The 21,097-nt window shown below is 72.6% G+C and carries 18 protein-coding genes; 3 read left to right on the forward strand and 15 right to left on the reverse strand.

The window, feature by feature from the left end; translation table 11 throughout:
• Positions 1-16: 16 nt before the first annotated feature.
• From glmS to NOD94_RS15490, 3 genes are all read right to left on the reverse strand, one after another.
• Positions 17-1,834: a glutamine--fructose-6-phosphate transaminase (isomerizing) gene (gene glmS, locus NOD94_RS15480; RefSeq protein WP_281206492.1), complete on the reverse strand. Its 1,818-nt coding sequence runs from the start codon at positions 1,832-1,834 to the stop codon at positions 17-19.
• A gap of 35 nt (positions 1,835-1,869) precedes the next feature.
• Positions 1,870-2,145 (reverse strand): hypothetical protein, encoded by a 276-nt coding sequence (locus tag NOD94_RS15485; RefSeq protein WP_030008735.1) that lies wholly within the window; start codon positions 2,143-2,145, stop codon positions 1,870-1,872.
• Positions 2,146-2,252: 107 nt separating this feature from the next.
• Positions 2,253-3,149, reverse strand: a complete 897-nt coding sequence (locus tag NOD94_RS15490; protein ID WP_281206493.1) for a DUF4429 domain-containing protein — start codon at positions 3,147-3,149, stop codon at positions 2,253-2,255.
• A gap of 52 nt (positions 3,150-3,201) precedes the next feature.
• Between NOD94_RS15490 and NOD94_RS15495 the strand changes: the two genes are divergently transcribed.
• Positions 3,202-4,782 carry a beta-N-acetylhexosaminidase gene (locus tag NOD94_RS15495; protein ID WP_281206494.1) on the forward strand — a complete coding sequence of 527 codons (1,581 nt, stop codon included), beginning with the start codon at positions 3,202-3,204 and terminating at the stop codon, positions 4,780-4,782.
• A gap of 178 nt (positions 4,783-4,960) precedes the next feature.
• On the opposite strand, the gene NOD94_RS15500 is transcribed toward NOD94_RS15495, so the two are convergent.
• The 6 genes from NOD94_RS15500 to NOD94_RS15525 all read right to left on the reverse strand — a co-directional run bounded on the left by NOD94_RS15500 (position 4,961) and on the right by NOD94_RS15525 (position 12,900).
• A complete protein-coding gene (locus NOD94_RS15500) occupies positions 4,961-5,869 on the reverse strand; it encodes a siderophore-interacting protein (protein WP_281206495.1) in 909 nt (302 codons plus the stop codon).
• A gap of 89 nt (positions 5,870-5,958) precedes the next feature.
• The gene (locus tag NOD94_RS15505; protein ID WP_281206496.1) at positions 5,959-6,999 is read right to left on the reverse strand and encodes an ABC transporter substrate-binding protein; all 1,041 of its coding nucleotides are present in this window, start codon (positions 6,997-6,999) and stop codon (positions 5,959-5,961) included.
• A gap of 161 nt (positions 7,000-7,160) precedes the next feature.
• Positions 7,161-8,321 (reverse strand): acyl-CoA dehydrogenase family protein, encoded by a 1,161-nt coding sequence (locus NOD94_RS15510; protein WP_281206497.1) that lies wholly within the window; start codon positions 8,319-8,321, stop codon positions 7,161-7,163.
• 7 nt (positions 8,322-8,328) lie between these two features.
• Positions 8,329-9,264, reverse strand: a complete 936-nt coding sequence (locus NOD94_RS15515) for a hydroxymethylglutaryl-CoA lyase (protein ID WP_281206498.1) — start codon at positions 9,262-9,264, stop codon at positions 8,329-8,331.
• The gene (locus NOD94_RS15520) at positions 9,261-11,267 is read right to left on the reverse strand and encodes a biotin carboxylase N-terminal domain-containing protein (RefSeq protein ID WP_281206499.1); all 2,007 of its coding nucleotides are present in this window, start codon (positions 11,265-11,267) and stop codon (positions 9,261-9,263) included. The genes NOD94_RS15515 and NOD94_RS15520 overlap by 4 nt, the downstream gene beginning before the upstream one ends.
• A gap of 16 nt (positions 11,268-11,283) precedes the next feature.
• Complete coding sequence (locus tag NOD94_RS15525) at positions 11,284-12,900, reverse strand: carboxyl transferase domain-containing protein (protein ID WP_281206500.1); 1,617 nt, start codon at positions 12,898-12,900, stop codon at positions 11,284-11,286.
• Between the two features lie 99 nt (positions 12,901-12,999).
• Here NOD94_RS15525 and NOD94_RS15530 point away from each other — a divergent pair, with 99 nt between their 5' ends.
• Positions 13,000-13,578: a TetR/AcrR family transcriptional regulator gene (locus NOD94_RS15530; protein ID WP_281206501.1), complete on the forward strand. Its 579-nt coding sequence runs from the start codon at positions 13,000-13,002 to the stop codon at positions 13,576-13,578.
• A 65-nt stretch (positions 13,579-13,643) separates the two neighbouring features.
• Positions 13,644-14,444, forward strand: coding sequence for a phosphatase (locus tag NOD94_RS15535; RefSeq protein WP_281206502.1), 801 nt, complete (start codon positions 13,644-13,646; stop codon positions 14,442-14,444).
• Positions 14,445-14,718: 274 nt separating this feature from the next.
• On the opposite strand, the gene NOD94_RS15540 is transcribed toward NOD94_RS15535, so the two are convergent.
• The 6 genes from NOD94_RS15540 to NOD94_RS15565 all read right to left on the reverse strand — a co-directional run.
• Positions 14,719-15,633 carry a cation diffusion facilitator family transporter gene (locus tag NOD94_RS15540; RefSeq protein ID WP_281206503.1) on the reverse strand — a complete coding sequence of 305 codons (915 nt, stop codon included), beginning with the start codon at positions 15,631-15,633 and terminating at the stop codon, positions 14,719-14,721.
• A gap of 67 nt (positions 15,634-15,700) precedes the next feature.
• The gene (locus tag NOD94_RS15545; RefSeq protein WP_281206504.1) at positions 15,701-16,591 is read right to left on the reverse strand and encodes an acyl-CoA thioesterase II; all 891 of its coding nucleotides are present in this window, start codon (positions 16,589-16,591) and stop codon (positions 15,701-15,703) included.
• 6 nt (positions 16,592-16,597) lie between these two features.
• Positions 16,598-17,755 carry an acyl-CoA dehydrogenase family protein gene (locus NOD94_RS15550; protein WP_281206505.1) on the reverse strand — a complete coding sequence of 386 codons (1,158 nt, stop codon included), beginning with the start codon at positions 17,753-17,755 and terminating at the stop codon, positions 16,598-16,600.
• 184 nt (positions 17,756-17,939) lie between these two features.
• Positions 17,940-19,451 carry a cytochrome ubiquinol oxidase subunit I gene (locus NOD94_RS15555; RefSeq protein WP_281206506.1) on the reverse strand — a complete coding sequence of 504 codons (1,512 nt, stop codon included), beginning with the start codon at positions 19,449-19,451 and terminating at the stop codon, positions 17,940-17,942.
• Between the two features lie 173 nt (positions 19,452-19,624).
• Entirely contained in the window at positions 19,625-20,674 is a 1,050-nt protein-coding gene (locus tag NOD94_RS15560) for an FUSC family protein (protein WP_281206507.1), read from the reverse strand.
• An 86-nt stretch (positions 20,675-20,760) separates the two neighbouring features.
• Positions 20,761-21,097: helix-turn-helix domain-containing protein (locus tag NOD94_RS15565; RefSeq protein ID WP_281206508.1), on the reverse strand; the 337-nt coding region annotated here is incomplete at its 5' end.

Raw genomic sequence — 21,097 nt, forward strand, 5'->3', positions numbered from 1 at the left:
CATGTGCGCGGTCCGGCTACTCGACGGTGACGGACTTCGCCAGGTTGCGCGGCTTGTCGATGTCCCGGCCCAGGGCCAGGGCGGTGTGGTAGGCCAGGAGCTGGAGCGGGATGCCCATCAGGATCGGGTCCAGCTCGTCCTCGTTCTTGGGGACGAGGATGGTGTGGTCGGCCTTCTCCTGCTCCCGGTGGGCGACTGCGAGGATGCGGCCGCTGCGGGCCTTGATCTCCTCCAGCGCGGCGCGGTTCTTCTCCAGCAGGTCGTCGTCCGGGACGATCGCGACCGTCGGCATCGCCGGCTCGATGAGGGCGAGCGGGCCGTGCTTGAGCTCGGAGGCCGGGTAGGCCTCGGCGTGGATGTAGGAGATCTCCTTCAGCTTGAGGGAGGCCTCCAGCGCCACCGGGTACCCGCGGACGCGACCGATGAACATCATCGACTTGGCCTCGGCGTACTCGGCCGCCAGCTTCTTGATGTCCTCCTCGCCGTCCAGGATCTCCTGGATCTGCGCGGGCAGCTTGCGCAGGCCCTCGATGATCCGCTTGCCGTCGGTGACGGAGAGGTCCCGGATCCGGCCGAGGTGCACGGCGAGCAGCGCGAAGGCGACGACCGTGTTGGTGAAGCACTTCGTGGAGACGACGCAGACCTCGGGGCCGGCGTGCACGTACACGCCGCCGTCGGCCTCGCGGGCGATGGCGGAACCGACCACGTTCACCACGCCGAGGACGCGGGCGCCCTTGCGCTTGAGCTCCTGGACGGCCGCGAGCACGTCGTAGGTCTCACCGGACTGGGAGACGGCGATGTACAGGGTGTCGGGGTCCACGACCGGGTTGCGGTAGCGGAACTCGGACGCCGGCTCGGCGTCGGCGGGGATCCGGGCCATGCTCTCGATGAGGCCCGCGCCGATGAGGCCCGCGTGGTACGAGGTGCCGCAGCCGAGGATCTTGACCCGGCGGATGCCGCGCGCCTCGCGCGGGTCCAGGTTCAGGCCGCCCAGGTGCACGGTGTTGAAGCGGTCGTCGATCCGGCCGCGCAGCACGCGGTCGACCGCGTCGGGCTGCTCGGAGATCTCCTTGTGCATGTAGGTGTCGTGGCCGCCCATGTCGTAGGAGGCGGCCTCCCACTCCACGGTCTCGGGCGTGGCGGTGGTCGTCGTACCGCTCGTGGTGTACGTGCGGAAGTCGTCGGCCTTGAGGGTGGCCATCTCGCCGTCGCCGAGAGTGACGACCTGGCGGGTGTGGGCGACCAGGGCGGCGACGTCCGAGGCGACGAACATCTCCTTCTCGCCGATGCCGAGGACGACCGGGGAGCCGTTGCGGGCGACGACGATGCGGTCGGCGAAGTCGGCGTGCATGACGGCGATGCCGTAGGTGCCGTCGACGACCTTGAGGGCCTCGCGGACCTTCTCCTCCAGCGTCTCGGCCTGCGAGCGGGCGATCAGGTGGACGAGGACCTCGGTGTCGGTCTCCGAGACGAAGACGACGCCCTCGGCCTCCAGCTTGGCGCGCAGCTCCGAGGCGTTGTCGACGATGCCGTTGTGGACGACCGCCACCTTGTTCTCGGCGTCGAGGTGCGGGTGCGAGTTGATGTCGCTCGGCGCGCCGTGGGTGGCCCAGCGGGTGTGCGCGATGCCCGTGGTGCCGGCGAAGCGCTTGGGGACGCGGGACTCCAGTTCACGGACCCGACCCTTGGCCTTGACGACCTTCAGGGCCGCCGACTTCGGGCTGTTCACGACGATGCCCGCCGAGTCGTAGCCGCGGTATTCCAGCCGCTGGAGTCCTTCCAGCAGCAGCGGTGCCACGTCGCGCTTGCCGATGTAACCCACGATTCCGCACATACGGTATTGCCCCTCCTGAAGTTCGGATGCCGTGCTCAGCCGTAGACGATGCGGCGCAGCTGCCGGAGGGAGAGCTCCGGGGGCGCCACGGCGCGGTGCGGCAGTTCGGCCGCGATCCGCTCGAAGATCTCGGCGTTGACCGCCCCGCCGGACTGCAGTTCGCGGTGGCGGCGCCGGACGAACTCCTCGGTCGTCTCGTCGAAGTAGGCGAGTACGTCGAGCACCACCCGGGCGGCCTCGCCGCGCTGCAGCGCGGTGCTGCGCACCAGGTGGTCGACGAGGTCGTCATGCGACGGGCGGCGGTCGAGCACTCGTAGATATTGACCGGCGAACGGGAGGAACGCAAAGATCCTGCCCGGAATCGGGCAGGATCTCGCTGGTCTGGACCAGAGGAATGGGTGATTCCGGCTCGGGTCGGTCAGAAGCGACGCAAAATCGCCGCTTTTGCCAGGGCGAACTCCTCGGCGGTCAGGATGCCCGTCGTGTGCAGTTCGCCCAGCTCGCGCAGCCGGCGCAGCAGGGCGTCGTGGTCGTCGCCCGCCGGGGCCGGGGTGGGGAGGGCGGCCGGGGCGGCCGTCGGCGGGATGGACGGGACGGGGGCGGATGCCGCTGCCGCCGCCGGGTGGGGCAGGCGCACCACGACCGCGGCGGCGGCCAGCGCCATCAGCGGGTCCTTCTTGAGCCCGAAGATCTCCACCGTGTGGGGGTCGTACTTGGGCGGGCCCGCCGAGGGGACGCCCGCCAGGGAGAAGCGCAGCCAGCCGTTCTCCAGTCCCCGCGCGGGGACCCACTCGACCGCCTTGAGGTCCGCCGTGCGGAAGGTGCGCGATCCGCCGGCGGTCTTGGCGTCCTCGGCGGTCCAGCTCCACTGCAGGGTGACGGCGTCCCCGTCGAAGGTCACCGTCCCGTCGCCCGCGCTCACCGAGATCGGCACCGGGGGGCCGGGCATCAGGTACGCGTCCGACGGTCCGGGGTCGACCCGGTCCAGCAGCAGTGCGTTGCGGACCGCGTCGACGAAGTACTCGGCGACCCCCGTGCGGTCCGGCTCCACCGTCAGCCGGTACGGGTCCGAGCCCTCCGGGAGCCGCCCCCCGGTGACCTGGAGGAGCGGGTCCGCGCCGTCACGCAGCCGGAGCCGCAACCGGCCCGCCTTGCGGCCCGGTTCGTGGCTGATCCCCGCTATCGCGTGCAGGGGTACTGTCACCTCGCCGAGGTGCTGGCGCAGCAGGGACACCCCCTTGTCGTGGCCCGGCACGATGCGCACCGCGTCCCCGTCGAAGGTCCACGTACCGTCCTTCTGGATGATTTCCGCCATCCGGCGATTCTCCCATCGTCACGGCCCTCCGTTGGGTCTATACCTGGGCTGCATGAGAGTCCTGCGACGCACGCTCGGCACCCTCCTCGTCCTCGGCGCGGCCGTCTCCTGCACCGCCGCCCACGGCGACGACGCCAAACCCGGCGGCCCGCGCCCCGCCGCCCTCGCCCCCTACGACCGGCTCCTGCCGGCGCCCGCCTCCGCGCGCGCCGAGGGCGCCGGGTACGCCTTCGGGGCCGGCACGGTCATCCGTACCGGCGCGGGCGCCTCCGAGGAGGTCCGCCAGGTCGGCGAGCTCCTCGCGGAGCAGTTGCGGGGGCCGAGCGGGCTGCCGCTGCCGGTGGTCGACGGGCAGGAGGGGGACGGGATCCGACTCCTGCTGGACGAGGGTGCCCAGGAGCTGGGGGTGGAGGGCTACCGGCTCCGGACCACCGCCGCCGGGGTGACGCTGACCGCCCGGACCCCGGCGGGGCTCTTCCGCGGCGGGCAGACGCTGCGTCAGCTGGTGCCGGTGCGCGGGACGGGGGACGTGCCGGGCGGGACGGTCACGGACGCGCCGAGGTTCGCCTACCGCGGGGCGATGGTGGACGTGGCGCGCCACTTCTTCCCGGTGGAGCAGGTCAAGAGGTACGTGGACCAGCTCGCCCAGTACAAGATCAACACACTGCACGTGCACCTGACCGACGACCAGGGTTGGCGGATCGCGATCGATTCGTGGCCCCGGCTCGCGGAGTACGGGGGCGGCAGCGAGGTCGGCGGCGGCCCCGGGGGCCACTGGACGAAGGAGGAGTACCGGGACCTGGTGGAGTACGCGGCCCGCCGGTACGTGGACGTGGTCCCGGAGATCGACATGCCGGGCCACACGAACGCGGCGCAGGCGTCCTACGCGGAGCTCAACTGCGACGGGAAGGCGCGGGAGCGCTACACCGGGGTCAAGGTCGGCTTCAGCTCCCTGTGCGTGGGCGAGGAGCGGACCTACGAGTTCGTGGACCAGGTACTGAGCGAGATCGCGGAGCTGACCCCGGGGAAGTACCTGCACATCGGGGGCGACGAGGCGCACGCGACGCCGGCCGCGGACTACGCGACCTTCATGGACCGGGCCCAGGCGGTCGTCGCCCGGCACGGGAAGACCGTCGTGGCCTGGCACCAGCTCGCACAGGGGCGTCCGGCGCCGGGTGCGGTGATCCAGTACTGGGGGCACGACCGCACTGCGGCCGCCGAGAAGGCGGCCGTGGTGGCGGCGGCGAAGGCCGGGCACCCGGTGATCCTGTCGCCGGCGGACCGGGCGTACCTGGACATGAAGTACGACACGACGACGAAGCCGGGGCTGGCGTGGGCCGGGTACGTGCCGGTGGAGCGGTCCTACTCCTGGGACCCGGGGGCCTACCTGGCCGGGGCCCCGGAATCCGCCGTCCTCGGCGTGGAGGCGCCGCTGTGGACGGAGACGATCTCCGAGCGGGGTGACTGGGAGCTGATGGCCTTCCCGAGGGTGCTCGGGGTGGCGGAGCTCGGCTGGTCCCCGGCGGGGGCGCTGGGTTGGGCCTCGTACCGCGAGCGGCTGGCGGCGCAGGGGCCCCGGCTGGACGCCCAGGACGTCAACTACCACCGGGCGCCGGACGTCCCCTGGTCCTGACGGGGTCGAGACAGGCCGCGACAGGGGCGCGCGAGGGAAAGGCAGCGGGCGGGCGATCGAGGGACCGTATCGATCGCCCGCCCGGGTCTGCTCCACCGTCAGGGGCAGGTCCCGTGACGGCGTGTGATGTTTAGGTTAGCCTAACCTAATTGGACGGGCAAGGGGTTCGCTGCTTCCCCTACAGCTCGGAAGTGGGTTCCTCGCTCGGCGCCCGGCCCGCGTACGCCTCCGCGAGGAGTTGCTCCTCGCTCGCGCCCAGCCGCCAGTAGCCGGTGAAGCGGACCGCGCGGCGGTCCACGGAACGCTCCCGCACGAAGTGCCGGCGCACCTCGCGGACCGTGCCCGCCTCGCCCGCCACCCAGGCGTACGGGGCCTCGGCCGGGGGCAGGGGCGCGGCGCGCAGCGCGTCCAGCACCCGCTCGGTCCGCTTGCGGCCCGCGGTGTCCCCGCGGACGATCCAGGTGATGTCCGCGTCGGCGAGCGTCGTCAGGTCGAGGCGGTCGCCCGCGTGGGGCACCTCGAACCAGGCCCTGACCCGGGTGCCGGCGGCGAGCCGGTCCAGGATCGACGCGGCGGCGGGCAGCGCCGTCTCGTCCGCGTACATCAGGATCGCGTCGGTGTCGGCCGGCGGCTGGAAGCGCACGGACTTGTTCTCCGCCACGGCCGGGCCGATCGCCATGATCCGGCGGCCGGTGACGGCCCGTCCGGCCCAGTCCGACGCCGGGGTGCCCGCGCCGGGGCCGTGCAGGACGAAGTCGACGTCCACCTCGACCGCGCCCCCGGGCGCGCGCCGCTGCTCGCGCACCGTGTACGAACGCATCACCGGGCGCTCCTCGTCCGGCATCGCGCGCCAGGCCGCGAACCAGGTGTCCTCGTCGGTCGAGGGCAGTTCGGTGTGCTCCCGGTGGGGCGGCGGCAGGAACAGCGACAGGCTCTGGTCGAAACCGCCCGAGCGGAAGTCCGCGAGGCGGTCGCCGCCGAAGGTGACCCGCAGGAAGGAGTGTCCGAGCCGCCGCGTGCGCAGGACCTCCAGGACGAAGAACCGGAAGTGCGCGGCGGCCGGGGTGTCGGATGCGGCGGCGGTCATGCGGGGTCCCCCCAGGGATTCGGGTACGGGGCGGCCCCGGGAGCCGGCGGGTCGGGCCGGTCCCGGGGCGGTGGCCGGAGCCGGGTGGGTCAGCCGACCTTCTTCGCGTTCTGGATGGCCTTGGCGAGGTCCTCCAGGATCTGGGCGCAGCGGTCGTACGAGTAGATCGGCTCGGTCACGCGCGGGGTGATCTGGCCGGCCTTGACGGCGGGCAGCTCGGCCCAGGTCGGCTTCGCCTTCAGCTGCTCCGGCTGGAGGGTGCCGGTGCGGTTGTCGAGGAGCACGAGGTCGGCCTTGTACTTGCCGGCGTTCTCCCAGCTGAGGCTCTCGAAGAAGCCGCCCTCGACCTTGTCCGGGGTGACGAACTCGACGCCGAGCTGCTCGAAGTACTTGAGGTCGGCGGAGGTCTTCGGGGTGGAGACGTAGAAGAGCTCGGCGGAGCCGGAGCCGACGAGCACCTTGATGCCCGGGTTGGCCTTGGTGGCCTCGCGGACCTTGGCGGAGGCGGCCTCGAAGCGGGCCTTGGCGTCGACGGTGCTCTTGGAGCTCATGTCGGCGCCGAGGGACTTGGCGAGGTCCGCGGTGCGCTCCAGGGCCTTGTCCAGGGTGGCGTTGCCGCCCACGGAGATCGCGGCGGCCGGGGCCAGCTTCAGGATCTTGTCCTTGGAGGCCTCGGGGACGTACCAGTACGAGCCGTCCCAGGTGTTGGTGACGAGCAGGTCGGGCTGGAGGGCGGCGTACTTCTCGACGTTGAACTCGTCGTAGACGTTGCCGAGGATCTCGACCTTGGATATGTCCAGCGAACCGGCCTGGACGTCGGGCTTGCCGTCGGCGGTCTTCGTGGGGCCGAAGACGCCCTTGACCTTGACGCCGTAGTCGTTGAGCGCGGCGGCCGTGCCGGTGAACGCGACGATGTTCTTCGGGGTGGACTTGACCGTGACGTCCTTGTCCAGGTCGTCCTTGAAGCTCCACGGACCGGCGGGGGCGGAGGCGGCGGCCGTGTCCTTGCCCGTACCGTCCTTCGCCGCGTCGGTGCTCCCGCACGCGGAGAGGACCGCGACGAGGCCGAGGGCGCCGCCGGCGGCGATGAGGCCGCGACGGGTGAGGGAGGAGGTCCGGGGCTTGGGCATGTCGAAGTCCGCTTTCGTGCGTGCGTGCGAGGTGACCACAGGGCCGTTCGCCAGGAAGGCTAGCCTAACCTTCCCCGAAAGTGCCAAGAGCGCACTGCCTCGCGGGCCCGGGCGGGCGGACCGACCGCCCGGGTACCCCACTGCTGCGGAACGGGCCGTTCCTAGCCCCCGAAGCCCAACTCGCGGGCGATGAGCATGCGCTGGACCTCGCTGGTGCCCTCGCCGATCTCCAGGATCTTCGAGTCGCGCCACATGCGGGCCACCGGGTACTCGTTCATGAAGCCGTACCCGCCGTGGATCTGGGTGGCGTCACGGGCGTTGTCGACCGCCACCGTCGAGGAGTACAGCTTCGCGATGGCCGCCTCCTTCTTGAAGGGTTCGCCCGCCACCAGCCGCGAGGCCGCGTCGCGCCAGCCGATCCGCGCCATGTGGGCGCGCGTCTCCATGTCCGCCAGCTTGAACTGGATGGCCTGGTTGTCGCCGATGGCCTTGCCGAAGGCGTGCCGCTCCTTCGCGTACTTCACCGACTCGTCCACGCAGCCCTGCGCGAGGCCGGTCGCGAGCGCCGAGATGGCGATGCGGCCCTCGTCGAGGATCCGCAGGAACTGCGCGTAGCCGCGGCCCTCCTGGCCGACCAGGTTGGCCAGCGGCACCCGTACGTCGCTGAACGACAGCTCGCGGGTGTCCGAGGAGTTCCAGCCGACCTTGGAGTACGGCGCCGCCACCGTGAAGCCCGGAGTACCGGACGGGACGATGATCGAGGAGATCTCGGGGCGGCCGTCGGCCTTGCGGCCCGTCACGGCGGTGACGGTGACCAGACCGGTGATGTCCGTACCGGAGTTGGTGATGAAGCACTTCGAACCGTTGATGACCCACTCGTCGCCGTCACGGACGGCGGTGGTGCGGGTGCCGCCCGCGTCGCTGCCGGCGCCCGGCTCGGTCAGGCCGAAGGCGCCGAGGACCTCGCCGGAGCACATCCTCGGCAGCCACTCGCGCTTCTGCTCCTCCGTACCGAACAGGTACAGCGGCATGGCGCCCAGGGAGACGCCCGCCTCCAGGGTGATCGCGACCGACGAGTCGACGCGGGCCAGCTCCTCCAGGGCGATGCCGAGGGCGAGGTAGTCGCCGCCCATGCCGCCGTACTCCTCGGGGAAGGGCAGGCCGAACAGGCCCATGCGGCCCATCTCGGCGACGATCTCGTACGGGAACTCGTGCCGCTCGTACAGGTCGCCGATCTTCGGGGCGACGACGTCGTGGGCGAACTGCTCCACCGTACGGCGGAGTTCCTCGTGCTCGGGGGTGAGCCGGTGGTCGAGGGGCATGGTGTGACTACTCCTTGTGGGAGAGGGCGCGGACGGTACGGGAGGGGCTGGGGCGTCCCAGCTGTTCGGCCATCCACACGCTCGTGGCGGTGAGGGCGGCCAGGTCGACGCCGGTCTCGATGCCGAGGCCGTCGAGCATCCACACCAGGTCCTCGGTGGCGAGGTTGCCGGTGGCGCTCTTGGCGTACGGGCAGCCGCCCAGGCCGCCCGCGGAGGCGTCGATCGTCGTCACGCCGTGCTGGAGCGCGGCGAGGGTGTTGGACAGGGCCTGGCCGTACGTGTCGTGGAAGTGCACGCCGATCCGGTCGGTGCCCACGCCCCGCGCGTTCAGCTCGCGGAGCAGGACCTGGACGTGTCCCGGCGTGGCCACGCCGATGGTGTCGCCGAGGCTCAACTCGTCGCAGCCGAGGTCGAGGAGGGCCTTGGCGACCCCCACGACCTGCTCCACGGGTACGGCGCCCTCCCACGGGTCGCCGAAGCACATGGACAGGTAGCCCCGGACGTGCGCCCCCTCCTGCTTGGCGCGGGCCACGACGGGCTCGAACATGGCCAGGGACTCGGCGACCGTGCGGTTCAGGTTCCGCTCGGCGAAGGTCTCCGTCGCCGAGCCGAACACCGCGATGCGGGTGGCGCCGAGGGCGAGCGCCCGGTCGAGGCCGCGCTCGTTGGGGACCAGGACGGGCAGCGCCGCCCCGACGTCGGCGAGCAGCGGGAAGAGCCGCTCGGCGTCCGCGAGCTGCGGCACCCACTTCGGGTGGACGAAGCTGGTGGCCTCGATGGTGGTGAGGCCGGCGGCCGCCAGGCGGTGCACGAACTCCGCCTTCACCTCCGTGGGGACGGCCGTCTTCTCGTTCTGGAGCCCGTCGCGCGCGCCGACCTCGTGGATCCGCACCCGCGCGGGCAGCCCGGCGGGGGCCGGGACGGTCATCGGCAGGCCGTTCATTCGCCCGCCTCCTCGTCGGCGGTGACCACGGCCAGGACCTGGTCCATGGCCACCGTGGTGCCGGGCGAGACGTCGAGTTCGGTGACGGTGCCGGCGTGCGGGGCGGAGATGACGTGCTCCATCTTCATGGCCTCCACCACGAGCAGGCTCTGACCCGCGACGACCTTGTCCCCGACGGCGACCTTGACGACGGTCACGGTCCCGGGCATCGGGGCGGCCAGGGTGTCGGCCCCCGCGCTCGCCCGGCCCTGGGCGGCGACGGGGTCGTGCCGCTGGAGGTGCCAGGAGTCGCCCGAGCGGCCCAGCCAGGTGCCCTCGGGGGAGGGGGCGCAGCTGAACGTGTGGGTGACGCCGTCCAGTTCGACGGTCACCCGGTCCGCGGTGCGGGCCACGATCCGGCCGTGGGCCGGGGTGGCCGCGCCGTCGGGGGTGGGCGTCAGCAGTTCCGTGCCGGCGCCGGACGGGCGGGTGCGGACCTCCACCGGTTCCTGCCCGGGGAGCCGGAAGTGGTGGACGGTCCAGGCCGGGGTGCCGCCCAGGCGCCAACCGTCGGCCACGTCGAACGGGTCGACCCAGCCCGGCGTCCGCGCCGGCGGGGCGGCCGCGAGCAGCGCCGCCGCCGCGAACACCTCCGGGGGCACGCCGTCGGGCAGGAGCTCGGCGAGGTCCCGCTCGACCAGGCCGGTGTCCAGGTTCCCCGAGACCACGTCCGGGTGCGCCAGGAGCCGGCGCAGGAACCCGGTGTTCGTCTGGACGCCCAGGATCACCGTGTCGGCCAGCGCCCCGCGCAGCACCCGCAGGGCGGCGGCCCGGTCCGGGCCGTACGCGATCACCTTGGACAGCATCGGGTCGTACGTGGAGCCGGTGTCGACGCCGGCGGTCAGCCCCGAGTCGGTGCGCACCGCCCCGCCCGACGGCTCGGAGAGCGCGAGGACCGTACCGCCGGAGGGCAGGAACCCGCGGGCCGGGTCCTCGGCGCAGACGCGGGCCTCGATCGCGTGGCCGGTCAGCGTGACGTCGGCCTGCCCGAAGCCCAGTTCGGCGCCGGCGGCGACCCGCAGCTGCTGCTCGACCAGGTCCAGTCCGGTGATCAGCTCCGTCACCGGGTGCTCGACCTGGAGGCGGGTGTTCATCTCCATGAAGTAGTACGAGGACGGGTCCTCGCCGGGGACGATGAACTCCACCGTGCCCGCGCCGACGTACCCGCACGAGCGGGCCGCCTCCACGGCCGCCGCGCCCATCGCCGCCCGCGTCGCCTCGTCGAGGAACACCGACGGGGCCTCCTCGATCACCTTCTGGTGGCGCCGTTGGAGGGAGCACTCGCGCTCGCCCAGGTGCACCACGTTGCCGTGGGCGTCGGCGAGGACCTGGATCTCGATGTGCCGGGGCCGGTCGATCCACCGCTCCACGAGCAGGGTGTCGTCACCGAACGAGGACTTCGCCTCGCGCCGGGCCGCCGCGATCTCCTCGGCCAGCACGGCCTCGTCGCGGACCAGCCGCATGCCCTTGCCGCCGCCGCCCGCCGAGGGCTTGAGCAGGACGGGCATGGCGATCTTCCGCGCCGCCGCGACGAGTTCGGCGTCGGTCAGGCCGCTGCCGGAGGAGCCGGGGACCACCGGGACGCCGGCCGCCCGCACCGTCTCCTTGGCGCGGATCTTGTCGCCCATCAGGGAGATGGCGGAGGCCGGCGGACCGATGAAGGCCAGCCCGGCCTCCTCGCAGGCCCGGGCGAAGGCCGCGTTCTCGGCGAGGAATCCGTAGCCGGGGTGGACGGCCTCGGCGCCGGTGCGGCGGGCCGCGTCGAGCAGCCGCTCCACGGACAGGTAGCTCTCGGCGGCCGCCGCCGGGCCGATCCGGACGGCCGTGTCGGCCTCCCGCACGTGCCGGGCGTCGGCGTCCGCGTCGCTGAAGACGGCCACGGAGCGGACGCCGAGCTCCCGCAGGGTGCGGATGACCCGGACCGCGATCTCGCCCCGGTTCGCGACCAGAACAGTGCTGAACATCAGTGAGGTCCTCACGTCACATACGGAAGATGCCGAAGCCCGACTCGCCCAGGGGGGCGTTCGCGCACGCGGTCAGGGCCAGTCCCAGCACCTGCCGGGTCTCCATCGGGTCGATGACCCCGTCGTCCCACAGCCGGGCCGTGGCGTAGTACGCGCTGCCCTGCTCCTCGTACTGCGCGCGGACCGGGGCCTTGAAGGCCTCCTCGTCCTCGGCGGGCCACTCCTGGCCGGCGCCCTCGATCTGGTCCCGCTTGACGGTGGCCAGGACGGAGGCGGCCTGCTCGCCGCCCATCACCGAGATCTTGGCGTTGGGCCACATCCACAGGAAGCGGGGCGAGTACGCCCGCCCGCACATCGAGTAGTTGCCCGCGCCGTACGAGCCGCCGACGACCACGGTCAGCTTCGGGACCCGGGTGCAGGCGACCGCCGTGACCATCTTGGCGCCGTGCTTGGCGATGCCGCCGGCCTCGTAGTCCCGGCCGACCATGAAGCCGGAGATGTTCTGGAGGAACAGCAGCGGGATGCCGCGCTGGTCGCACAGCTCGATGAAGTGGGCGCCCTTCTGGGCGGATTCGGAGAACAGGATGCCGTTGTTGGCGACGATCCCGACCGGGTGCCCGTGGATCCGCGCGAAGCCGGTGACCAGGGTCTGCCCGAACTCGGCCTTGAACTCCTGGAAGCGGGAGCCGTCCACGATCCGCCCGATGATCTCGCGCGCGTCGTACGGCGTGCGCGAGTCGACGGGGACCGCGCCGTACAGGCCGTACGGGTCCACCTTGGGCTCCTCGGGAGCCTCCACCGACCAGGGCAGGGCCCCGCGCTCCGGCAGGGTCGCCACGATGTTCCGTACGATCCGCAGCGCGTGCGCGTCGTCCTCCGCGAGGTGGTCGGTGACGCCGGAGACCCGGGAGTGGACCTCGCCGCCGCCCAGCTCCTCGGCCGTGACGACCTCACCGGTCGCGGCCTTCACCAGCGGCGGGCCGCCGAGGAAGATCGTGCCCTGGCCGCGCACGATGACCGCCTCGTCGCTCATCGCAGGGACATACGCCCCGCCCGCCGTGCAGGAGCCGAGGACGGCCGCGATCTGCGGGATCCCGGCCCCCGACATGCGGGCCTGGTTGTAGAAGATCCGGCCGAAGTGCTCCCGGTCGGGGAAGACCTCGTCCTGCATGGGCAGGAAGGCGCCGCCCGAGTCGACCAGGTAGAGGCAGGGGAGACGGTTCTCCAGGGCCACTTCCTGGGCGCGCAGGTGCTTCTTGACGGTCATCGGGTAGTACGTGCCGCCCTTGACGGTGGCGTCGTTCGCGACGATGACGCACTCGCGGCCGCTGACCCGTCCGATGCCGGCGATCACCCCGGCGGCCGGGGCCGCGCCGCCGTACATGCCCTCCGCCGCCAGCGGGGCCAGTTCCAGGAAGGGGGACCCCGGGTCCAGGAGGGTGTCCACGCGGTCGCGGGGCAGGAGCTTGCCGCGGGCGGTGTGGCGGGCGCGGGCCCGCTCGCCGCCGCCGAGCCGGGCCGCGTCGAGCCGGGCGCGCAGGCCCTCGGTCAGCTCGCGGTGGGCGGCCTCATTGGTCCGCCAGGCCTCGGACGCCGGGTCCGCGGCGCTCGTCAGCACTGGTGCCTGCTGCATCGGTCGAGCTCCCTTGCTCGGTGCATGCTGGTTAGTGAGCGTTAACACTCTCGCCACCAGGTTAACGAGCGCTAACGGCCCTGTCTAGAATGGATTCCCATGAGCACCAGAGCGGCCGCCCCGACCCGTCGCGAGCAGATCCTCAGTGAGGCCGCTCGTCTCTTCGCGGAGCGCGGCTTCCACGGCGTCGGCGTGGACGAGATAGGGGCCGCGGTCGGTATCAGCGGCCCCGGCCTGTACCGGCACTTCGCGGGCAAGGACGCCATGCTGGCCGAACTGCTCGTCGGCATCAGCGAGCGGCTGCTGACCGGCGGCCGCCGGCGCGTCGAGGAGGCCGCCGGGGACCCGGTGGAGCTCCTCGCCTCCCTCGTCGAGGGCCACATCGACTTCGCGCTCGACGACCGGGCGCTGATCACCCTCCACGACCGGGAGCTCGACCGCCTGCGGGAGGCCGACCGCAAGCTCGTGCGCCAGCTCCAGCGCCAGTACGTGGAGCTGTGGGTCGCGGTCGTACGGGAACTGCACCCCCGGGTGGGCGAAGCGGAGGTGCGCGTCTCCGTGCACGCGGTGTTCGGCCTCCTCAACTCCACCCCCCACCTCGCGGCGCTCGGCCGGGACGCCACGGAGTCCCTGTTGAGGCGCATGGCGAACGGGGCCTTCGGGGCGCTGTCGGACTGAAGCCGGGTGTCCGACGTCCGGGACGGAGCAGACGGCTCCGGCCGGACGGCGGCAGAATGGGCGCCATGCCGATAGAGACGCCCGTACCCAGCCGTGCCGAACTCGTCGAACACCTGGTCCGCACGCGGATCGCGGGGGAGGTCGCGACCCCGCGCGAGAACAACCTGAGCCACTACCGCAAGCTCGCCAACGGGGACCGCCACTACTGGCTGGGCCTGGAGCTCGGGGACCGCTGGAGCGACGAGCAGGACGTGCTCGCGGTCATGGCGGAGCGCTGCGGGGTCGTGGACGACCCGGCGCACCGCTTCGGCCAGGACACCATCGACCCCGAGCTGACCGTGTCCGGCCTCGAACGGCTCGCCGCGCGCCTGCGCAAGGCGGCCCTGGACCGGCAGGCCGTCCTCTTCGCCACCGGCCACCCCGGTGGCCTCCTCGACGTCCACCGCGCCACCGCCGACGCCCTGCGGGCCGCGGGGTGCGAGATCGTCGTGATCCCGCGCGGCCTCATCGCCGACGAGGGCTCCGTGTGGCAGTTCGCGGGCGTCGCCGTACAGGAGCGCGGGGCCACCCTGTGGCACACCCACTCGCCGGCCCCGATGGCCGCGATCCTCGACGGGCTCGCCGCCGAAGGCCGATCGCAGCCGGACCTCGTCGTCGCAGACCACGGCTGGGCGGGCTGCGCGGCCCAGCGCGGCATCGACGCCGTCGGGTACGCCGACTGCAACGACCCGGCGCTCTTCCTCGGCGAGGCCGAGGGCACGCTCCAGGTGGCGGTCCCGCTCGACGACCACGTCCGCGACCCGCGGTTCTACGACCCCATGACGGCCTACCTGCTGGCCGCGGCGGGCCTGCTCGACGAGGCCTGAGCCGGACGGGCGGGTTCGGGAGTCGGCGCTTGACCCACAGCGCTGTTTCGCCGAGCGGGTGCCCGCGCCGGCGCGCCGGGTCGGCGAGGTGGTCGCAGACCTCGACCGACGGACCGAGGCCGAGGTTCCCCGCGATCAGCGTGCCGCCGCGGCGCAGCAGCCGGTGGAGGTCCGCGACGACCCGCGCGGTCGGGGTGAAGCCGTCGAAGATGTGGACGGGCCCGCGGGACCTGCTGCCCCGACGGCCGGATCCGCTGCCGGGACTCCCGGGGCCTCAGGAGGGCGTCGGGTCCAGGTAGACGCGGCGGATCGCCGGGAAGCGCTCGCGCAGCTGCGCCTCCGCCACCTCGCAGGCCGTCTCCACCTGCCGGGCCGACGCCAGGTCGTGGAAGTCGACCTTCGCGGCGATCAGTACCTCGTCCGGGCCCTGCACCAGCGTCGTCAGCTCCAGCACCGCCTCGATGTGCAGCACCGAGAGCAGCTCCTCGCGCACCTCGTCCCGCACCGCGGCGGGCAGCGGCCGCCCGATGAGGTACTGCGCGTTCGAACGGCCCAGCTCCCAGGCCACCCACACCAGCAGCAGCCCGATCAGCAGCGAGGCCACCCCGTCGTAGACGCCGGAACCGGTCAGCTGCGCCCCCAGCAGCCCGCCCGCCGCCAGCGCCAGCCCGATCAGCGCGGCCGCGTTCTCCAGCAGCACCGCCTTCACCGCCGTGTCCGGGGTGTGCTTCACGTACAGGCCCAGCGGCGCCCGCATCCGCTCCGCCTCGCCGCGCACCTGGCGCCACGCCACCAGCAGCGAGTACCCCTCCAGGACGGCGGCGACCGCGAGGACGATGTACGACAGGGTCGGGTTGCCGGGGTCCTCGCCGTGCACCAGGGTGTGGATGCCGTCGTACACCGCGAAGACCGCGCCGCCGGCGAACGTGGCGACCGAGGCGAGCAGCGCCCAGATCCAGCGCTCGGGCCCGTAGCCCAGCGGGTGCGCCTCGTCGGCCGGTCTGGCGCTGCGCTTGAGGGCGGTCAGCAGCAGTACCTCGGTCACGGTGTCGGCGACCGAGTGCGCCGCCTCGGACAGCATGGCGCTGGACCCGCTGAGGACTCCGGCGACCGCCTTCGCCGCGGCGATCCCGAGGTTGGTGACGGTGGCCACGACCACCGTGGCGACGCTTTCGGGTTGTTCGGGCATGACGTGACGGTATGTCCGGCCCCGGGGTCTGGATGTCAGCGACACCCGACGCCGCGCCCGGCCGGGCTCAGGCGCGCGGTACGCGCACCACGCCCTCCTGGATGACGGTGACCGCGAGGCGGCCGTCCCGGGTCCAGATCCGGGCCTGACCGAGGCCGCGGCCGGCCGCCGAGGAGGGGGACTCCTGGTCGTACAGGAGCCATTCGTCGGCGCGGAAGGGCCGGTGGAACCACATGGCGTGGTCCAGCGAGGCGCCCACCACGTCGCCCACCGCCCAACCGCCCCGGCCGTGCGCGAGCAGCACCGAGTCCAGCAGGGTCATGTCGGAGACGTACGTGGCCAGGCAGGTGTGCAGCAGCGGGTCGTCCGCGAGCTTGCCCCCGGTGCGGAACCACACCTGCGAGCGCGGCTCGACCGGCTTGCCGACGCTGCCCCACGGCGGGGTCGTCGCGTACCGCAGGTCCACCGCGGCGCGGGCCGCGACCAGCCGCTCCACGGTCCCCGGGTCCCGGAAGACGTCCCGGTACAGGGGGAGGGACTCGGCGGCGGTCGGCAGGGACTCCGGGTCCGGCGCCGCCGGCATCGCCGCCTGGTGGTCGAGCCCCTCCTCGTACGTCTGGAAGGACGCGGAGAGGTGGAAGATCGGCTGCCCGTGCTGCACGGCGACGACGCGGCGGGTGGTGAAGGAGCGCCCGTCGCGGATCCGGTCGACGGAGTACACGATGGGCGCGCCCGGGTCACCGGCCCGCAGGAAGTACGAGTGGAGCGAGTGCGCGGTCCGGTCCGCGGGCACGGTCCGGCCGGCCGCGACCAGCGCCTGGGCCGCGACCTGCCCGCCGAACACCCGCGGCACGAGGGACTGCCGGCTCGTGCCGCGGAAGATGTTCTCCTCGATCTGCTCCAGGTCGAGCAGGTCGAGGAGATCGGTGAGCGCCTCGTTCTCGTCGAGCTCGGTCAAGGGGACTTACAGACCCATCGACTTGGCGATGATCGACTTCATGACCTCGCTGGTGCCGCCGTAGATGCGGTTGACGCGGTTGTCGGCGTACAGGCGGGCGATCGGGTACTCGTTCATGTAGCCGTAGCCGCCGTGCAGCTGGAGGCACTTGTCGATGACGCGGTGGGCGACCTCGGTGCAGAACAGCTTCGCGGAGGCGGCCTCGGCGGCGGTCAGCTCACCGGCGTCCAGGGCCTCCAGGGCGCGGTCGGCGACCGCCTCGGCGGCGTCCACCTCGGCCTGGCAGGAGGCCAGCTCGAACTTGGTGTTCTGGAAGTGCGCGACCGGCTTGCCGAAGACGGTGCGGTCCGTCACGTACTGCTGGGCGAACCGGACGGCGGCCTTGGCCTGCGCGTAGGCGCCGAAGGCGATGCCCCAGCGCTCGGACGGCAGGTTGGCGCCGAGGTAGTAGAAGCCCTTGTTCTCCTCGCCCATCAGGTCCTCGACCGGCACCTTCACGTCGACGAACGCCAGCTCGGCGGTGTCGGAGGTGCGCAGGCCGAGCTTGTCGAGCTTGCGGCCGATGGAGTAGCCCTCGGACTTGGTGTCCACGGCGAAGAGGGAGATGCCGAAGCGGCGGTCGTCCTCGCGGGGGGCGGAGGTGCGGGCGCAGACGATCACGCGGTCGGCGTGCACGCCGCCGGTGATGAAGGTCTTGGAGCCGTTGAGGACGTAGTGGGTGCCGTCCTCGGAGAGCTTGGCGGTGGTCTTCATGCCCGCGACGTCGGAACCGGTGCCCGGCTCGGTCATCGCCAGGGCCCACATCTCCTCGCCGGAGACGAACTTCGGGAGGTAACGCTTCTTCTGCTCGTCGTTGCCGAGCATCTTGATGTACGGCAGCGCGAGGAGCACGTGCACGCCGGAGCCGCCGAAGTTCACGCCCGCGCGCGAGGTCTCCTCGTAGAGGACGGCCTCGAACTTGTGGGTGTCCAGGCCCGCGCCGCCGAACTCCTCGGGCACGTTGATGCCGAAGACGCCCAGCTCGCCGAGCTTGTAGTAGAAGTCGCGGGGAGCCTGGCCCGCCTGGAACCACTCGTCGTAGACGGGGACGACCTCGGCCTCGATGAAGGCGCGGATGGTCTCGCGGAACGCCTCGTGGTCCTCGTTGAAAACGGTACGGCGCACTGGGCCGGCTCCCTTCGGTCGCGGCGGTCCGCCGCTCATGCCTAAGCGCTTGCTCAGATTAAGTTACCGGCGGGTTGTCCGCCCTGTCCAGAGCCGGTGGCGGTCGGTCCCGGTCGGGAGCGGTGCTGTCCGTCACCCCGGTGGCGGTGGCGGTGGTGCGGCCGCTGCCGTCGCGCCGCGTCCCTCAGTACGAGAACGCCATCGGACGGTCCGGGTCCTGGTCGTCGTCCCCGCCGACCCGGCGGGGCGAGGTGAGGTCGGCGGGGGTGAGCTCGGGCGGGCCGGCCATCACGGCCTTCGCCAGGAGCTTGACCTCGATCACCGCGAGCACGGCGAAGAGGAGGGTGAAGGCGGACATCGACGTGATGACCTCGGCGTGGGAGACGTTCGGGGAGACCGCGTCCCGGGTGCGCAGCACCCCGTACACGACCCAGGGCTGACGGCCCGTCTCGGTGAAGATCCAGCCCCAGGAGTTGCCGATCAGCGGGAAGGCGAGCGTCCAGACGGCAGCGCGCCAGTACCAGGTGGTCAGCAGGGAGCCCAGGGTCCTGCTCCGGGTCACGGCCAGGTGCGGCACCTCGTCCTCGCCGGTCCGCAGCCCCGGGTCGAGGAAGAACTTCTTGCGGGTCAGCCACAGGCCCACGACGCCGATGGCGAGCGAGGTCATGCCGAAGCCCATCATGAAGCGGAAGCCCCAGAACGCGACCGGGATGTCGGGCTTGTAGTCCCCGGGCCCGTACTTGGCCTGCTCGGACGCCTCCGTGTCGTTGATGCCCGCCACGTACGCGGTGAAGTTGCCCTCCGCGAGGAAGGACAGCAGCCCGGGGATCGACCACTCCACACTGTTGTGCCCCTCGGAGACGTCCCCGATGGCGAAGACGGAGAACGGCGCGGACGTCTGGCCGTCCCACAGCGCCTCGGCGGCGGCCATCTTCATCGGCTGCTGCTGGACCATGACCTTGCCGAGGCTGTCCCCGCTGAAGGCGACCAGCACCCCCGCCAGCAGCATCGTCACCATGCCCAGCCGCATCGAGGTGCGCATCACCGGCACGTGCCTGCCGCGCCGCAGGTGCAGGGCCGCGATGCCCAACATGAAGGCGCCGCCGGTCAGGAAGGCGGCGGAGAGCGTGTGGTAGACCACGACCAGGGTGGTGTTCTGGGTGAGGACCAGCCAGAAGTCGGTCAGCTCGGCCCGGCCGCGTTCCTCGTTCATGCGGTAGCCGACGGGGTGCTGCATGAACGAGTTGGCGGCGAGGATGAACCAGGCGGACAGGATGGTGCCGATCGACACCGCCCAGATGCAGGCGAGGTGGATCCTCTTGGGCAGCTTGTCCCAGCCGAAGATCCACAGGCCGATGAAGGTGGACTCGAAGAAGAAGGCGATCAGCGCCTCGAAGGCCAGGGGCGCCCCGAAGACGTCGCCGACGAAGCGCGAGTAGTCGGACCAGTTCATGCCGAACTGGAACTCCTGGACGATGCCGGTGACGACACCCATCGCGATGTTGATCAGGAACAGCCGCCCCCAGAACTTCGTGGCGGCGAGGTACTTCTCGTTCCCGGTGCGCACCCACGCCGTCTGGAGGACGGCGACCAGGGTCGAGAGGGAGATCGTCAGCGGCACGAACAGGAAGTGGTAGACGGTGGTGATGCCGAACTGCCACCGGGCCAGCGTGTCGAAGGCCAGAGCCAGGTCCATTCGGGGTCCATCCTCACCTCGCCGCGGACCATCACTCTCGCGCCCACCCGCACCCCCGGCCCGGCAACGACGGCCGGACGGCCCCGGGGTTACGCCGGACGGCCGACGCGCGGACGCCCCGGGGCCGGGCGTCGCGAGGTGGACGGGAGTTCGACGACAGGCCCTCGGGGCAGTCAGGCCGCGGGTGTCGCGAGGTGGTCCGTCAGGGCCTCGTGGGTGAGTTCCAGGCCGGCCCGCAGGACGGTGTCGGCGCGGCCGGGACGGGCGGCCCGGTGCTCGGCGGCGAGGTCCCGGGCCACGCGCAGGTCGGCCGCGCAGTCCTCCCCGCCCAGCGCCGCGTCCAGGGCCCGGGCGGTCGCCTCGACCACCGGGGCCAGGGCGAGCACCGCCGCGTCGGCCGGGGCCGGGGCGGCGGCCGGACTCCGCGGCGCCGTCTCCCGTACCTCCAACTCCCGCGCGAGCAGCAGCAGGGCCGGAGCCGTACGGGCGGCCAGCCGCAGGCGTGGGCGGAGGGTGTCCGCCGCCGGGGGCCGCCGCGGCGGCAGGAGCACCGTGCGGCCCGTCCTGCGCTCCAGGGTGACGAGCAGTTCGTGCGGCCGGTGCCACAGGGCGAACGGATCGGGACGCGTCGGGACCGTCCGCCCGGAGGCCGCCCCCGCGGCGATCTGCTCCAGGCGGGCCCGCAGCCCGGTGCGGTACGCCTCCAGGCCGCCCGCCGCCTCGCGGTACGGGTTCGGCGGCCACAGCAACGGGCCGAGGAGCGTCACGACGGCGATGCCGATCGCGCTCTCCACCAGGCGGGCCAGCGGATACCCGGGCGTCGGCGTCGCGTAGATCATCACGGCGGTGATCAGCACCTGCTGGTTGGGGGCGCCCTCGTGGCGCAGCAGGTACATCCCGGCGCAGCCGCACACCAGGACGACCAGGAACGACGCGGGGACCGCCGGGAGCCAGTGCAGGACGGTCACGCCCAGCACCACGCCGACGACCACGCCCAGCAGGCGCTGCAGGGCGGGACGGGGCGCCGCGAACACGTCGTCGCGCAGGATCAGGACGGACGGCAGGGCGGCGGCCACCGGCGCCGTACTCGTACCGAACCACCACAGGCACAGGTACCAGGGGACGGCCGCGCACACCACCAGCCGGGCGGCCGGCGCCACCCACCCGGCGAGGCCGATCGGAGCCACGACGCGCTTCCCTGCCGATACGGACATCCCGGGCATGCGGCACATCGTAGGTGCGCCGCCCCGCCGAACCCGCGCCGCATCCCCGGCCGGCCGCCACCGTCAGTCGACCGGCCGGGGCCGGGTCAGGCGGGGCCGGCGGGCCCCGGGGACGCTTCCGGGGCCGGCGGGGGGCGGTCCCAGCGCAGGGCGAACCACAGCTCCATCCGGGTGTCCGGGTCGTCCAGGTCCCGGTCGAGCAGCTCCGCGCAGCGGGCCACGCGCTGGCGCACCGTGTTGCGGTGCACCCCCAGGGCGGCGGCCGTACGGTCCCACCCGCCGTGGTGCGCCAGCCAGCCGCGCAGGGTGTCCCGCAGCGCGGGGGAGAGCGGCGCGAGCAGGGCCGCGGCGTGCGCGCGGGCCTCCGCCTCGCCGACCAGGCCCGCGAACCCGGGGTCCGCGTGCCGGGCCCCGCTCGCCCGG

The sequence above is a fragment of the Streptomyces sp. Isolate_45 genome (assembly GCF_024721315.2).
Taxonomy (GTDB): Bacteria; Actinomycetota; Actinomycetes; order Streptomycetales; family Streptomycetaceae; genus Streptomyces.

Coding starts and splice junctions, on each gene's coding strand:
- glmS (WP_281206492.1), bottom strand. CDS start 1,834: ATGTGCGGAATCGTGGGTTACATCGGCAAGCGCGACGTGGCACCGCTG.
- NOD94_RS15490 (WP_281206493.1), bottom strand. CDS start 3,149: ATGGCGGAAATCATCCAGAAGGACGGTACGTGGACCTTCGACGGGGAC.
- NOD94_RS15495 (WP_281206494.1), top strand. CDS start 3,202: ATGAGAGTCCTGCGACGCACGCTCGGCACCCTCCTCGTCCTCGGCGCG.
- NOD94_RS15500 (WP_281206495.1), bottom strand. CDS start 5,869: ATGACCGCCGCCGCATCCGACACCCCGGCCGCCGCGCACTTCCGGTTC.
- NOD94_RS15505 (WP_281206496.1), bottom strand. CDS start 6,999: ATGCCCAAGCCCCGGACCTCCTCCCTCACCCGTCGCGGCCTCATCGCC.
- NOD94_RS15510 (WP_281206497.1), bottom strand. CDS start 8,321: ATGCCCCTCGACCACCGGCTCACCCCCGAGCACGAGGAACTCCGCCGT.
- NOD94_RS15515 (WP_281206498.1), bottom strand. CDS start 9,264: ATGAACGGCCTGCCGATGACCGTCCCGGCCCCCGCCGGGCTGCCCGCG.
- NOD94_RS15520 (WP_281206499.1), bottom strand. CDS start 11,267: ATGTTCAGCACTGTTCTGGTCGCGAACCGGGGCGAGATCGCGGTCCGG.
- NOD94_RS15525 (WP_281206500.1), bottom strand. CDS start 12,900: ATGCAGCAGGCACCAGTGCTGACGAGCGCCGCGGACCCGGCGTCCGAG.
- NOD94_RS15530 (WP_281206501.1), top strand. CDS start 13,000: ATGAGCACCAGAGCGGCCGCCCCGACCCGTCGCGAGCAGATCCTCAGT.
- NOD94_RS15535 (WP_281206502.1), top strand. CDS start 13,644: ATGCCGATAGAGACGCCCGTACCCAGCCGTGCCGAACTCGTCGAACAC.
- NOD94_RS15540 (WP_281206503.1), bottom strand. CDS start 15,633: ATGCCCGAACAACCCGAAAGCGTCGCCACGGTGGTCGTGGCCACCGTC.
- NOD94_RS15555 (WP_281206506.1), bottom strand. CDS start 19,451: ATGGACCTGGCTCTGGCCTTCGACACGCTGGCCCGGTGGCAGTTCGGC.
- NOD94_RS15560 (WP_281206507.1), bottom strand. CDS start 20,674: ATGCCCGGGATGTCCGTATCGGCAGGGAAGCGCGTCGTGGCTCCGATC.